A 14,780-nucleotide genomic window follows, 5' to 3' on the forward strand; every position below is an offset into this window, starting at 1 on the left:
TTCACTTTAAAGGGGGTATAAAATGGTGGGAGTATACGGATTTTGGTTTGTAATTTCCCGACATCCTGTTTCACAGGGCCAGAGATGAATCTTACCTGGATGGGTTAAGCCAATAATGCAGTATTGTACTGGTCAAAGATACGTAGCGTCTTGAGTTTGGCACCAAGTTACAGGCGAAGGCATAGAAGCCCACTGTTTTCTTCAGCCAGAAACTGGTTGATGCAATCCTGATTATCCATAATCAGAGACTGTACCGCAGCCAGTCGAGCATTCCCGATCTGAATATGGATGACTTTAGGAGGAGGGCCAAGGCGGCTCCAGTAATCGACAAAATCCCGGTCTTTAGTCACAATTGCCAGATCCTGGTGTTTCGCATAGTCCCAAACGCTCTGATCTGAAGCACCTTCCCCCAAAGTCGCTACCCTTGAAACGGCAACCGCTCCCCTGAACGGCTTGCTGACCATCCTCGCCAGCTTATATGACAGGTTTTCATCAAACAGCAGCACTACGCAGCATTCCCTTTCGGCAGGTGGCTCGCTGCATATTCCAGCGCTGCCCGGATCCTGGTTTCATCCAGGCTGGGAAAATCAGAAATAATCTCCCCATAGGTCATGCCTGAACCCAACATTTCCAAAATGCTTTCCACTGTAATCCGGGTACCTTTGATGCAGGGTTTGCCTCTCATTACATCGGGCTTACACTCTACCAAGATATTACCGTTAATCACTTGCCATCTCCTTTCGCCGTGATTTATTCCTGACCTATTCTAGTCTTGCAATGGCTCAATCGCCATTACTCTATACAGGGCTCAGGTTGTTGCCTTGCCAATATCAACCGATACCCCATCCACAATGGCTTTAATGGCCATCACCTGATCCATATCCGGGAACAGGCCGGTAATGCCTTCACCATGGATGCGGGTAAAGGGCTGATCAAACAGTTGCGCCATTTCGATGGTGCCGTAATCCCGTATGTGGTTTTTCAGCAAATCCAGAAAGCGAATCTGCTGGCTGCTTAGATTGTATTGAGCGGCAAAACCGGCAAATTTTTCGGCTACAGCCTGGCTCTCCATACCAATCAGGGTTCGCAGAATCTGATCCAGCCCCGCAGAGGCTTCGGGGTAGAACTCTTTCAGTACCCGGATATCCACATTCGGATTCTGAACCAGAACCAGCTTTGCCAGCTCATCCAGCTCTTTGGGCTGTACCGGTTCCCCCCGACGGATTTTCATCAACACGGGGTTACTGGTGAACAGGGGTTCCAGTGCGCCCTGAACCTGCTGACGGTAGAGTTTAAAGTCCACCGACTTGATATTGGTCTCCCGCCGTTTGATCTCGTACTTGCCCTGATCTTCACGGATATCCGTTTCCACGGGGGGTGTAGGGGGCGGAGTTACGTCGCCCTCCATCAGGTACATGATCCCCCTGAGGCGGGTACGGGCATGTTCCAGTTCGGCAAAGCTGGCGTTGTGCCACCAGTCCAGGTCCCGGAGCTGGTTAATGATGTCACCCTGCTGCTGGACCTGAGCCAGATGCGGGGGTAGCTGATCCAGTTTCTGGATAACGATGGACCACTGTTTTTCCAGTCCGCTTTTGTTGGTGTACAGGGCAGTCTGGGCGGTAATCATATCCAGATCAAAACGCATGGCATTCCCCTGCCCCCTGACATCCACCCACTGCATCAGAGGACCGATGTCATCCAGCAGTTGCTGCTGGGTTTGGGGAGCAAACTGTTCCAACCGTTTCAGGTCACTCAGCCGGGCACGGATCTGCCACTTTTCCTGAACGGCAATGGATTTTTCATCCAGTGCAGACACCTGCTCATGAAGCTGTTTGGCAATGATGGCCAGACTGCCCTGTTCAAACTTTTTCTGTGCCGCTTTGGCCAGTTCGACCCAGGCTTCCAGCCGTTTCTGTGCCAGTGGCTTGCCGGTGGTTGGCTGCACCTCGGGTGGCTCCTGCTCGAAGTACTCGAAGTTGGCCCAGTGATCGAAAATACGGAATTTTTCCTTGTCTTTCCCTGCCCCGTACAGGTCTTTGCAAAGGCGAGTCCCCCGGCCAATCATCTGCCAGAATTTCACTTTGGACTTCACCGGCTTGGCAAACACCAGGTTGACCACTTCCGGCACATCAATACCGGTGTCGAGCATGTCCACCGAAATGGCAATGGTCAGCTCTTTGTTGGTGCTAAGATCACCGCCTTTAAAATCTTCAATGAGTTGTTCTGCCCTCGGGTCATAGTTATCGATGACCTGACAGAACTTACCGGCAAACTGCGGATACATCTCATCAAAAACGCTTTGCAGCAGAACCGCATGCTGATGGTTGCGGGCAAAGACAATACTTTTGCCCGGAAGCTGTTCATCCCGGTCCCGGATACCATGCTCCATCAGGTTGCGCATAATGGCCCGATTGGTGTCCCGATTATAGATCGCCTTATCAATGACCTTGGCATCAAATTCCAGGGTGTTCGGGTCGATGCCCTGCGCTTCCAGTTGGGCAATCTGTTCATTGCTGAGGTTGTCTTTTTTAATACCCTCACGGAGGAATTGCGTGGTGTGGGTAATGACCTCAAAGGGCACCAGATGATTGTCGTTTATCGCCGCTTCCAGTGAGTATTCATAGGTGGGTATACGGCCTTCGCAACCAAACAGGCCGTAGGTGGTGTGGCCGATCATATCCACGGGCGTTGCGGTCAGGCCAACCTGAAGGGCATCGAAGTATTTAAACAGGTCCCCGTAAACGTTATAGATGGAACGATGGGATTCATCCGCAATGATCAGGTCAAAATAGCCCACATCGTACCGATCCATAATGTTCATCATTCCGGGATAGGTAGAGATGAAGATGCGGGAGGTGTCCTGGTACTTTTTATCCGTTCGACCTACCACATAGATAGGGTCACGGATGAATTCATTAAATGCATTCCGTGCCTGCTTACGTAGCTCTTTTCGGTCACAGAGGAAAAGCACCCGCTTGGCCCATCGGGCATCGAGCAGCCGTTTGGTCAACGCAATGGCAACACGGGTCTTACCGGTACCGGTAGCTTGGACAATCAGGGCCTTGCGATGTTTATCCGTAAAGCGTTCACCGACTCGGGCAATACTCTCCAACTGATACAGACGACCGGCAATATGGGTGTCAACCGGCACTTCTGCTAACGGTCGACAGCCCGTACGTTGTTGAACCAGGTAGGCCAGACTTTCAGGGCTGTAGAAACCAAAGAGTTTTCTCGGTGGATAGTTTCGGGCTGGGTGGTCGTCCCAGAGGTAAATATCGTAGCCGTTTGTATAAAAGATCGCAGGGCGCTGACCGTACTGCTTTTCCAGCCAGTCGGCATAGTGCTTGGCCTGGGTACGACCTTTTTCTGCCGCCACCTGGGTACGCTTGGCTTCCACGACAGCTAACGGTTTACCGGTATCGTCCCAAAGCACATAGTCCGCGTAACCATCGCCACTGTTGGTGGGTTGCTCTTTGACCGGATGCTCCTGGGTGACCTGAGCTGTATCCTTTACACCCTCAGCGACATCCCAACCGGCAGCGATCAGGCGAGAGTCGATCAGGCGACGGCGGGTTTCGGCTTCATCCAGCTCCAGAATGTTGGCTGCCTGCTCATTCTTCTGGCGCAGGGCCTCCATCCTTTGCTGGAACTCTTCGGCCTTCTCTTTTTGTAGCTGCAACTCACGGAGAATACCCATTTCCCGTTGTTGGATAGCTTCGAGTTCTTCCCTGGCTTTCTCCAGTTGGGCCTGTTTCTGATCCAGCTCTTTTTTGGTCAGCTCGCTACCCGTCTGATCCGATGAAGCCTGGGGCAACTGGAATTTTGCGATGTCGTCTGCATGCCCATTGGCATAACGCAGGTAGATCCATGCACCCATGATGAAGGCTTCTTTCAACAGCCACCGGGCATCATTCACCTTGATCACATCACCATGAGCAGCCCGGTTACCATGAATACGAATGGCATCCATCTTCACCTGAATGGCCTCGGGAATCGTACTTTTAAAGGCATCCGCCTTCATCAGGTCATAGAGACTGGAACGATACCCTTCAGGCAAACGCTCCTGACGGTAAAGCCACCGGATAATCAGCTCAAGGTAGTTCCGGAGCTTGATCAGACAGCTCTCAGGATCAGTGTGGACATACTCTTCTGCCTTACTGCTCAAGTTGGCCAGTTCCGGCCAATGGGTGCGCAGCATTTCAAAGTTCAATGACTTCTGCATGGCTGACCATCTTATAATCAGAGTGCCTGCCAAGCGATAAAGGCAGGAAAATAGACGACAAAGAAAAATATTGTATCCTCAGGCTGCCCCGATATTCCATACCGAAATATGCTAACTGAATAGAGGGTGACAGTGACCAGGCTACCAGGCCTGTGTTATTGGCAGGGGGATTCCGCAAAATTTTTTTTCAGCCATAGCGATATAAGAAAGGCTGCCAAAGTATGGGTAGATGATTTATCCCCCCCCTCCAGTTATCAATGGCAAAGTGTGCATGCATTACCCCTCGACTGCTGACTTGGCAGGCGTGGGTGTCAGGTCCGGCATACGGGGTACTTCCCCACCCTATTTCATTTAATACTCACTGTTCAGCCAGTTGCTGTCCTGGACCTGTTCAACATGACCTTCAGGGCGATCTTCCGAATCGAAAATCTGGATAAAGTTAATACGGCTCTCTTCCTGAGCCTTTTGCTGATAGTCACCGTCCATCTTATTCAGTTCAGCAATGGCGGCCGTGGCAGCTCTCGGGTTTCGCATCCGTAAATCACCCTCTGGCGTTTCGATCACTTCACCACAGAACCGCGCGATCTCCCAGAGCTTGGTACGCTTGTCCCGAGCAGTGATATTCAGCTCACGACTGAGCTTACCCTGACGCACCCGAATTTCGGTGGCAATGTCAGCATTTGTTAACAGGCGACAACCCTGAGCTCTGGCAGTCTTGGGACTATAGCCAGCGGCAATGGCAGCTCGGGTCGCGTTCTGGTCAATCAGGTACTCATCAACGAAACGGCGCTGTTTGTCATTCATGGCAATCATCCTTGATGGCATTGAGATCATCATACCATGCAATCCCTGAACTAAAGACTAAACGGCTATAAGTCAGCGGACGTGAGTTGCAAGAATAAAAAAGGGTAGGGCTCTGAACAGTAGTCTAGAATTGCTGTTTCCACTTGTTACTGGAAATGTAGTGGAAAAAGAAATTTAAGTGCTTTTAACGAAGAGAAAATAGGAGATAAGACATTGATTTTACTGGCGCACCCGAGAGGATTCGAACCTCTGACCTCTGCCTCCGGAGGGCAGCGCTCTATCCAGCTGAGCTACGGGTGCACTTCCAGAGCAGCAGACAGCGGCTCCAGCGGTTGCCAATAATACTGATCCGCCCTCGGGCTGTCTATGATTTTTTTGCTGCTGTCTGGTGCCAATATCAAAAGCATCTCAGTCTCCTTTTAATAACCTGCTCCCATCATCTGCATTCCGTGAGCTGGCTCAGCAGGCTGTTCAAGCCCCGGTCGAGTGCTTCACAATGACAAGCCATAGTAATTACCGAAACCCACGATATATAAACCCCTGTTTCAGGGATACCAATTGTTCTATAATCCCATTGCCCAGAATAATTCGGCTACACAGGCGAAAGCTTATCAGTGAGTCTTAAGCTACTTTTTACCAGCTCTGGCAACGCCTAAAATAAGATAGCCATTAATCGCCTTAAGAGGACAAGCGAGTGTCAAGGGGAACTCATATGCGTGCTTTGATTCTGTTAGTCGGGGGACTATTCGCGTCGCTGGTGTTTGCCAAGCCGACTGCTGACCTTGATTCAATTACTCGTGGTGAGATAAGCGAGCGTCTTGCTCCTGTGGGTTTCGTCTGTCTCGCAGGTGAGGAGTGTGCCAGTGCCGCCGGGGTAGCAGTCAGCTCCAGCAGTGGCCCGAGAAGTGGCGATGCAGTTTACAATCAGTTTTGTGTGGCCTGTCATGGCTCTGGCCTGTTAGGTGCTCCCAAAAAGGACGATGCCGCAGCATGGCAAGCCGCAGAGAAGACCGCTGGCGGGTTCAGCAGTCTGCTGTCCAACGCCATTAACGGTATTCGCAGTATGCCTGCCAAAGGTACCTGTATGGATTGTTCTGATGAAGAGATCAGTATTGCGATTGAATACATGAGCGGCCTTAAGCCCTGACCTCTTCCTTCAGGTTTGATGATCAGCCGCTGGCAGCTTTTGCCAGCGGGCTGATAAATCCTTCCGGCTTCACCGCCAGTATTGAGCAGTAGATACTGTTCATGATGTTCTCAGCCGTATTCCCCACCAGAATGCCTTCCTTATGGCGTCCAAGCGTGCCCATCACAATGACATCAACATTCAGCTCATTGGCCAGTTGCTGGATCTCGGTCGCCGGGTTGCCCCTGAGCAGATGAATGGATACGGGCTGCTGGTCGTCATTCTCAGTCACGCCAACTTCCTGCATGACCTCCTGTAATTTGTTGTGGTAGCGCCGCTGGGTTATTTCCTGCAATTCATAGAGCTCTTCATCAGATAGTGTTTTCAGGGAGCGCCGCCCTAAGGGTACATTCCAGACACTGACCAGATGCAACGCGGCCTTTTCCTGACTAGCCAGATAGAGACCGTATTGTAAAAGCGTGCGATTCAGATCATGGGCATCCGAGTCAGGGTCGCCAGCATCCACGGCCACCAGGATTTTGCCATTGAATTGTGGGAGCTGATCCCGGTCGGCCATCATCAAAATGGGCACCGGGCATTTTCTGAGCAAAGCCAGGTCATTGCCGGTTAACTGTTTCCGAGTCAGCGCGCCACTGGCATCCGCCAGTTTGATGACCAGGTCAATATGATGTTCTTGTATCACCTTATAAATGGCTTGCCGGGGTCGGCCGGGAACAATCAATGTCTCTGCTTCGATCCCCTGCTCCCAGGCCATGGTCTTGAGGCGCTCAAGCTCATCCTCAAGTTGCTGCCTGAGGTGGTCTTCCAGTTTTTTTTCCAACGGGACAAATTGCAGATGATTCAGAGTTTCCAGGCTCTGGTCAAACAGGGCAATCAATAAGGTGGCCCGGTTATCCAGAGCCAGCCGAAAGGCCTGCTGTAGCTCCATATCCGAGGTGTGTTGCCGGGTAACGGCCAGAAGAATCGAACGAAAAGCATGCATCAATTTAGTCTCAACCGATCACAACCCTACCCATTATCGCAGGAATTGGTCGCCCTGCCAGATATTCTGCTGATAACTCCGGAATTCTGCCTGGTAACCAATAGGAACGGGCTTGTAGAACAATGTTACTGCTATATAATCTCGCTCCCTATTATTTTCCTTGTATAAGGCTCACGGCACGTTTATGAAACTGATTAAGAGAACGTTCATCGTCGCCGCACTGCTCTGTGCTGCCCAACTCCAGGCCTCAGATGACAAGGCTGAAAAACTGTATTTCTATAACTGGACCGATTACATCGCGGAAGATACCGTCAAGAACTTTTCCGACAAAACTGGCATCGACGTGGTTTATGACGTTTATGACAGTAATGAGGTACTTGAAGGCAAACTGCTCTCCGGACGCAGCGGTTTCGACCTGGTCTCGCCTTCCCACGATTTCTACAAGACCCAGATTCGTGCTGGCGTCTATGAGCCGCTGGATAAGTCCAAACTGCCTAATCTGAAACATCTTGATCCCGTCATTATGAAGGCGATCTCAGACAACTTTGATGAAAACAATACCTACGGTATCCCTTACCTCTGGGGAACCACCGGTATTGGCTATAACAAGGCGGCTGTCGAAAAAGTGCTCGGCAAGGATGCCCCAGTGGATAGCTGGTCTCTGATCCTTGAGCCGGAGAATATGAAGAAGCTGCAAAGCTGTGGTGTTGCGTTTCTTGACGCCGCAAGTGAAGTGCTGCCTTCTGTGATGGCCTACCTCGGTATTCCCGGCGATAGTCTGGATATGGCGGATTACAAACAGGCCGTGGCCAAGATGAAAGAGATTTCTCCTTACATCGCTTACTATCACTCCTCCCGCTCTCTGTCTGACCTGGCCAATGGCGATATCTGTGTGGCCCTGATGTGGTCTGGTGACGCGATGATTGCCAGAGATCGGGCTAAAGAAGCGGGTAACGGCCTGGATATCCGCTATGTTGTTCCCAAGGAAGGTGCAGCCATGTGGTTTGATATGCTGGCCATTCCTAATGATGCGCCTCACAAAGACGCCGCTCACCAGATGCTGGACTATCTGATGGAACCAAAGGTGATTGCTGATGTGACCAACTACGTGACCTATAGCAACCCTAACCCTGCTTCTAAACAGTATGTGGATGCAGACATTGCTAAAGATCCCGGTGTCTTCCCAGACGATGAGACCATGGAGAAGCTCTTTGTTTTCAAAGAACTGCCATCCAAACTGAAGCGTTACATCACCCGCGAGTGGTCCAGAATAAAATCTGGCAACTGATCTTTTGCCAACAGTTATCAGAAGTTTGATCCTTCTGATAACTGTCACTCTGGCTCCATTTATCCAATAACCGCTAAAAAAAACCTCCAACACTGCCCAATACGCCATAATTTATAGATTGAATCATTGTCACCCGGCCATTACATGGACAGTAACATCACCTCTCTCAGTATCCTGATCTTGGAAGACCACCCTTTTCAGCGAGTGGTGGCAGAGCAAACGGTCTCAGGCCTTAATATTGACAGACTGCATACAGCAAAAAGCAGCAAAGAGGCTCTGAAGTTTCTGCAAAACCGGGGTGCCGTTGATATCGTCATCTGTGACCTCGATATGCCGGGTATGGACGGTATCCGGTTTATTCGCCACCTGGCGGAGCAAAAGCTTGCCCGGGGCGTAATTGTGCTCAGCGCCATGGAGGCAGCTTTAGTGCGAATGGTCAGTGATATGGCTCAAGCTCATGGCCTGATGGTGCTGGGCCATATCCCCAAACCAATGTCCCGCCCCCGTCTGAGAGAATTACTGGAATTTTACTGTTCAGAACAGACTGAGAATAATGCCTGCCCCGTCACCTCCAGAGAGCTGATCTTTGATGAAGAAGCTCTTGAGAAAGCCATTGAAGCCAATCAGTTCGTGCTTTACTACCAGCCAAAGGTCTTGCTGAAAAGTGGCCGAATGATCTCTGTTGAAGCACTCACCCGCTGGCATCACCCGGAAGCTGGCGTTATCAGCCCAGTCCACTTTATCCCCATGATGGAGAGCTCTGGCCTGATAACCCCGATGACCACAAAAATGATCGACCTGGCACTGGAGCAGATTCGAGCCTGGCGTGAACAGGGCAGAAACATTGCCGTTGGCATCAACCTTTCTGCAGCCACTCTCACCAATACCGACCTGCCCGATATGCTGATTGGCAAGATGCGGGATTTGAGTATTCCACCAGAACTCCTGACTCTTGAGATTACCGAAAGCAGTCTGATTGAAAATGCGGCGCTTTCCCTGGAAACACTGGCCAGATTCAAACTCCATGGTTTCTCACTCTCTATTGACGACTTCGGTACTGGCTATTCCAGCATGCAGCAGTTAAACCGAATCCCTTTCAGTGAGCTGAAAATTGATCGTTCATTTGTCTCTAATGCCTGTAGTGACAAAAACCATAAAGCGATTGTTGAAGCCAACATCAGCCTGGCCCACAAATTGAATATGCAAACCGTTGCCGAGGGAGTAGAAACACTCGAAGGCTGGCAATTGCTGAATGAGTTAAATTGTGACCAGGCACAAGGCTTCTTCATTGCCAGACCCATGCCCGCCGATGAAATCCCCCAGTGGGAGCGGGAGTGGCTGGCAAGACAGCCGATTACACTACCCAAGCCCTGCATCTGAAAATGCATTGACAACGGTAGTCATGCAATCTGCAACGTTTCTCCTGCCTGAATTATATTCACTTTTCGAAAATGATGTTTCATTGACCTGATTCAATACGTTTGCTGCACCGTTGATGCATGATAAACACCATCAAGAATTTTAAACTTCTGTTTGCATCTCAAGGGTTGAATGACGTCTATGTCGCGTATTCTCAAGCTGTCGCTGATTGCAGCCTCTTTCTTCTTTCTGTGTTTCATTCCCGCTGAATTTATTCCTATTGCCAACATCACCATCGAACAACAACGGGTGCTGGCTATTTTCCTGATGGCGACATTGCTCTGGGTCTCTGAGGCCGTGCCAGCCTATGCGACGTCACTACTTATTCTGGGCTTGCTGGCCACCATGGTGTCCAATACCAGCCCGTACTTTCTCCGGGAAGCATTGAATCCGGAGGCCATGCTCAGCTACAAAGAAATTCTCAGCAGTCTGGCAGCCCCGGTTATTGTTCTGTTCCTTGGCGGTTTCTTCATTGCCATTGCCGCCACGAAGTACAAACTGGACATCAACCTGGCCAGAGTGTTGTTAAAACCCATTGGCAGTGATTACAAGAAAGTGATGCTCAGTCTGATGGGCATTACCGCCTTCTTCTCCATGTTTATGAGTAATACCGCAACAACAGCAATGATGCTTACCTTGCTGACACCACTACTGGCAAACGTTGATACCACGGATAATGCCGTCAAGGGTGTTATGCTTGCTGTGCCCATAGCCGCCAATATCGGCGGCATTGGAACCCCCATCGGCACGCCACCGAACGCCATTGCTTTTCGCTATTTAACCGGCGAGCATGCCATCACCTTTGGCGAGTGGATGCTGTTTGCCATCCCCATGGCCGTGGTATTAATTATGATTGCCTGGGTATTGTTGCGTAAGTTGTACCCGGGAAACATCAAAGAGCTTGCCGTTAAAATCGAATGCACCTTTGAACAATCGCCAAAAGCCTACCTTGTTTATGCAACAACTGCCGCGACGGTACTGCTGTGGACCACCTCCAGCATTCATGGCGTAAACTCGTACACTGTCGCCTTACTGCCGGTCATCGTTTTCTCCCTTTCCGGCATTATCGATACCGACGACATCAAAAATATTAACTGGGACGTACTCTGGCTGATTGCCGGTGGTATTGCCCTGGGCTATGCCCTGGAAAAAAGCGGCCTGGCACGCTCTATTGTTCACACCATTCCCTTCGACACCATGGGAACCTTTGTGGTGTTATTTCTGATGGCTGTGGTCTCAATGGTGATGGCAACATTTATGTCCAATACCGCCACAGCGAACCTGCTGATGCCAATTGCAGTTTCAGTCGCTACGGTTCTGAGCGGGCTGGAAAATTATGGCGGTATCAGCCTTATGGTTATCTCGGTTGCGCTCTGTGCATCCATGGGAATGTCACTGCCTATCAGCACTCCGCCCAACGCTTTGGCCCATGCCACCGGTATGGTTGCCAGCAGAGACTTTATCAAGGCCGGTAAGTTCATCAGCACCATCGGTGTCCTGATTATCTTTGCAGTGATTACCCTGCTGGGTGTGTTGGGTTACTTCTGATCAGACTCCCGCTATTTGGCAACCCCGATCTCGGGAGTTGCCATCGCTTTCAACGTCAAAAATAAAACGCATCGCTGACATTACCCCTTAAAAGAAGCCCATCCAGGTCATCAGCATCAATACCGAAAAGATCAATAAAACCCCCAGCGGACTTAAAATCTGAGCGGTTTTGATAAAGTCCCTGGTATCGACCAACCCTGTAGCGTGCGCCAGTGCATTGGGCGGTGTGCTGATTGGCAGGCCCATCCCCAGGGAAGATGCCAGGGCAACCGCCGTACCAATCACAACCAGTCCTCCCTGCTCTTCAATACTGACCACAGAATTGGACATGGAGATGGCAATGGGCATTAACAGGTTTGCAGTGGCCGTGTGGGACATAAATGTCGCCATAATCATACAGAGCACGCTGATGCCCAGAATGATGGTCACCGCATCGAACTGTTCAAATGGCACCATACTGACCAGCAACCCGGCAAGACCAGACGAGGCAAGCGCAGTACCAATGGCAATACCACCGGCAAGCAGCCAGAGCACATCCCAGCTGATATGCTTCAGATCATGCTTATCAACAATGCCACACAGGCTGAATACAGCCACCGGAATAATGGCGACGGCACAGGCATTAATGCCGTGGACATCGGAGAACACCCACAGCAGGATGGTCAACACAATAGTGATATAAACAATGTACGGCTTCAGCCCTCTTTCAAAACGGCCATCAATCCGGACATCCAGATCGCCACCATTGGAGGGGTACATCTTTTGCAGTAACCACCAACTGAAAGCAATCATAACGACAGTAATCGGTACGGCAAACAGCATCCAGCCACCAAACGACAACGCATGCTCACCAACAAAATAACGGAAAGCGATGGCATTGGGCGGAGTTCCAATCGGAGTCCCCATACCACCCAGGTTGGCGGCAATAGGAATACTCAATACCATTGCCCGACATCCGGGATCTTCACTGTCCATTCGAGCCAACAATGGCGTCATAATAGTCAGCATCAACACACTGGTCGCTGTATTGCTCATGAACATGGAGAAGATGGCCGTGATGATCATCACACCAAGCATCACAATTTCATACTTCTGGCCAAAAGGCTTTAACAGCACACGGGCCAGATTGATATCTACCTTGTACTTGGCACAGGCCAGAGCAATAAAGAACCCGCCCAGAAAAAGGACAATGATGGGTGATGCCAGACTATTGAAAATAGTTACATAGTTCAGCATGTCTTCACCAAGACCATCCCTGAGCGGAAAAGGTGCGCTGTTTGAAGCGGTCAATACCAGCAGCATAATAATCAGAAGAGATGTTGCAAAGGCTGGCACGGCATCACTGACCCACATCAGGGTTGCCAGAATAAAAATGGCCAACACCCGCTGCTGCAAAATTGACAAGACACCTTCGGGAAACACCATTTCCGGAAAGCCGAACAGCCCCAGGAAGATGATTGCTATTGGCACAACCTTTTTAAGCGGAGTCATTTACAACATACCGTACATAGTTAAAATGGATCAGCGTACTCTAAAGGCTGGAACGCTGAAGCTAATCAACAGAAAGCAGGCATAATCATTTTTAAATAATTAACGGTTAAGACAGTTAAATTGTTCAGTGCAAAATTGTGCCTATCAATACGTGAAGCCAGAACACAGACTTGTTAATGAATAATTTTGCATAAGATAAGGTTAAACACCATTAATCAGATCATATAGACAACATTTTCTTAAAGCTTAAAAATAGTGAAAAAATATACAATATAAAAGTACCAAGCCTTATTCATTGAAATTAATTAACTAAAAAAAGTGAACTTTATCATTAATTATTAATCAATTACTGAGTATTTTATATATATCAAAGAGTGATAATAAATATATTATGAATCCATTGAATACAAGCAGCCCCACTTACAAACCAGATCCGGTTTCACTTAATCAGGAAGAAGATGGAACACAAGCAAGAGCCACAGTCAATACCAGTCCTATTGTGGAATCCGAAAAAAAAGCTTTGCATGATTATGATGTCAGAAAAAGCGACAGCAGCAAAAATATTGAACACTCACAGCTCAGAGACCCAGACTCAAGCAAGGAAATAAATAAAGTGTTCAGACAGTTAGCCGCACAAGGAGAGTTCGGTGCTTTAATTGCGCACATGAAAAAGAACTCTGATGTTATTGATATCAATGGAACCAGCTCTAATGGGAATACAGCCCTTCATTGGGCATCACAAGGAAACCACAGGGCTGTGGTTAAAGAACTGCTATCACAGCCTGAAATTAATATCACCGCAGTTAACCTTGCAGGTAAAACTCCGGCTCAAATTACTACTGACCAGAATTTAGCAGCTATTTTTTATGCTGCTTCTCATCTATCATCATCCATCGCCCATGAATCAGTATTACTGGATGATATAACAGGAGAAATTTATCCGGACCTGATGGCTCCTGCTGGGATCCATCAATCAATATGGAGCATACGTTCTGAAAAGCTCAGCCTGCATACGATGCAGCAACGTTTCAAAATCTCCGAAGACTTCTTTACCATACTCAAAGAATTACACCCACATGTTCCAGAAAAGGGCCAAATAGTAGAGCTAGCATGCGGTGCAAGCCACAGTGCGGTGAGGTATCATCAACTATACGGACAAGATGTTCACTTTTTTGGCATAGATGACAGCCCGAAAAACATCCAGGAGTCTGAGTATTATGCCGAACGACTGAAGAGTCATGGACTGGACTTGCAATTCCATGTCGGTAGCCCCTCTGATCCTGACCATGCCTGGCCTAAGGCCGTGGACCTATGTGTTCTGCGTAACTCATTGATGGCAGATACATCCCGATTACAGAAAATTATTAACACCGCAGCTGACCAATGTAACCAGTTATTAATAACAAGTTTCAACAACTCATCTTTGGAAAAAATAATTGCTCTTGCAAACAATCAATTTACTGTGGAGAAGAAAATTCACAAAGATGGTCATGTCCCATGGCCAGAATTAGGTGCATTTGATTCAAGCGCAGCGCTACTTAAGCGAAGATAGAATTTTTCTGTTGCATTTTTTAACCATGATAAAATAAAACCCCCGACAGCCAAGCTATCGGGGGTTTATATTTTGTGCCTGAAGATGACCTACTCTCACATGGGGAGACCCCACACTACCATCGGCGATGCATCATTTCACTGCTGAGTTCGGGATGGGATCAGGTGGTTCTAATGCTCTATGGTCTTCAGACTAAACTGCTATCTTCGAGCTTTATGCTCAGAGATTATAGAATTTGGTGCCTGGCGATGACCTACTCTCACATGGGGAGACCCCACACTACCATCGGCGATCGGTCATTTCACTGCTGAGTTCGGGATGGGATCA

Annotated in this window: 11 protein-coding genes, 1 tRNA gene and 2 rRNA genes; 5 read left to right on the forward strand and 9 right to left on the reverse strand. The window is 49.1% G+C overall.

Annotated features, from left to right (window positions below):
* Positions 1-167: 167 nt before the first annotated feature.
* From ACO6UY_RS19940 to ACO6UY_RS19960, 5 genes are all read right to left on the reverse strand, one after another.
* Positions 168-506, reverse strand: a complete 339-nt coding sequence (locus ACO6UY_RS19940) for a DUF5615 family PIN-like protein (RefSeq protein WP_101748718.1) — start codon at positions 504-506, stop codon at positions 168-170.
* Positions 506-727, reverse strand: a complete 222-nt coding sequence (locus ACO6UY_RS19945) for a DUF433 domain-containing protein (RefSeq protein ID WP_422447041.1) — start codon at positions 725-727, stop codon at positions 506-508. Before ACO6UY_RS19945 ends, ACO6UY_RS19940 begins: the two co-directional genes overlap by 1 nt.
* A gap of 81 nt (positions 728-808) precedes the next feature.
* Positions 809-4,222 (reverse strand): DEAD/DEAH box helicase family protein, encoded by a 3,414-nt coding sequence (locus ACO6UY_RS19950; RefSeq protein ID WP_422490987.1) that lies wholly within the window; start codon positions 4,220-4,222, stop codon positions 809-811.
* Positions 4,223-4,573: 351 nt separating this feature from the next.
* Positions 4,574-5,026, reverse strand: a complete 453-nt coding sequence (locus ACO6UY_RS19955) for a terminase small subunit (protein WP_422447045.1) — start codon at positions 5,024-5,026, stop codon at positions 4,574-4,576.
* A gap of 223 nt (positions 5,027-5,249) precedes the next feature.
* A tRNA-Arg gene (locus tag ACO6UY_RS19960) sits at positions 5,250-5,326 on the reverse strand.
* Positions 5,327-5,738: 412 nt separating this feature from the next.
* On the opposite strand from ACO6UY_RS19960, the gene ACO6UY_RS19965 reads away from it, so the two are divergent.
* Complete coding sequence (locus ACO6UY_RS19965) at positions 5,739-6,173, forward strand: c-type cytochrome (protein ID WP_422447047.1); 435 nt, start codon at positions 5,739-5,741, stop codon at positions 6,171-6,173.
* 22 nt (positions 6,174-6,195) lie between these two features.
* Here the strand turns inward: ACO6UY_RS19965 and ACO6UY_RS19970 are convergent, their stop codons facing one another.
* A complete protein-coding gene (locus ACO6UY_RS19970) occupies positions 6,196-7,155 on the reverse strand; it encodes a universal stress protein (protein ID WP_422447049.1) in 960 nt (319 codons plus the stop codon).
* A gap of 184 nt (positions 7,156-7,339) precedes the next feature.
* Here ACO6UY_RS19970 and ACO6UY_RS19975 point away from each other — a divergent pair, with 184 nt between their 5' ends.
* The 3 genes from ACO6UY_RS19975 to ACO6UY_RS19985 all read left to right on the forward strand — a co-directional run bounded on the left by ACO6UY_RS19975 (position 7,340) and on the right by ACO6UY_RS19985 (position 11,410).
* On the forward strand, positions 7,340-8,443 hold the full coding sequence (locus ACO6UY_RS19975) for a polyamine ABC transporter substrate-binding protein (RefSeq protein WP_422447051.1): 1,104 nt from the start codon (positions 7,340-7,342) through the stop codon (positions 8,441-8,443).
* 144 nt (positions 8,444-8,587) lie between these two features.
* Entirely contained in the window at positions 8,588-9,823 is a 1,236-nt protein-coding gene (locus ACO6UY_RS19980) for a GGDEF/EAL domain-containing response regulator (RefSeq protein WP_422447053.1), read from the forward strand.
* 180 nt (positions 9,824-10,003) lie between these two features.
* Positions 10,004-11,410 carry an SLC13 family permease gene (locus ACO6UY_RS19985; RefSeq protein WP_422490988.1) on the forward strand — a complete coding sequence of 469 codons (1,407 nt, stop codon included), beginning with the start codon at positions 10,004-10,006 and terminating at the stop codon, positions 11,408-11,410.
* A gap of 87 nt (positions 11,411-11,497) precedes the next feature.
* On the opposite strand, the gene ACO6UY_RS19990 is transcribed toward ACO6UY_RS19985, so the two are convergent.
* Positions 11,498-12,901, reverse strand: coding sequence for an SLC13 family permease (locus ACO6UY_RS19990; RefSeq protein WP_422447057.1), 1,404 nt, complete (start codon positions 12,899-12,901; stop codon positions 11,498-11,500).
* 391 nt (positions 12,902-13,292) lie between these two features.
* Between ACO6UY_RS19990 and ACO6UY_RS19995 the strand changes: the two genes are divergently transcribed.
* The gene (locus ACO6UY_RS19995) at positions 13,293-14,453 is read left to right on the forward strand and encodes a methyltransferase domain-containing protein (RefSeq protein WP_422447059.1); all 1,161 of its coding nucleotides are present in this window, start codon (positions 13,293-13,295) and stop codon (positions 14,451-14,453) included.
* Positions 14,454-14,529: 76 nt separating this feature from the next.
* Here ACO6UY_RS19995 and rrf (ACO6UY_RS20000) read toward each other — a convergent pair.
* Together rrf (ACO6UY_RS20000) and rrf (ACO6UY_RS20005) are read right to left on the reverse strand one after the other, a co-directional pair.
* Positions 14,530-14,645 (reverse strand): 5S ribosomal RNA (gene rrf, locus ACO6UY_RS20000).
* 48 nt (positions 14,646-14,693) lie between these two features.
* A 5S ribosomal RNA gene (gene rrf / locus ACO6UY_RS20005) occupies positions 14,694-14,780 on the reverse strand; the annotation flags it as partial.

Source organism: Endozoicomonas sp. ALE010 (genome assembly GCF_049310165.1).
In the GTDB taxonomy this organism is placed as follows: Bacteria; Pseudomonadota; Gammaproteobacteria; order Pseudomonadales; family Endozoicomonadaceae; genus Endozoicomonas.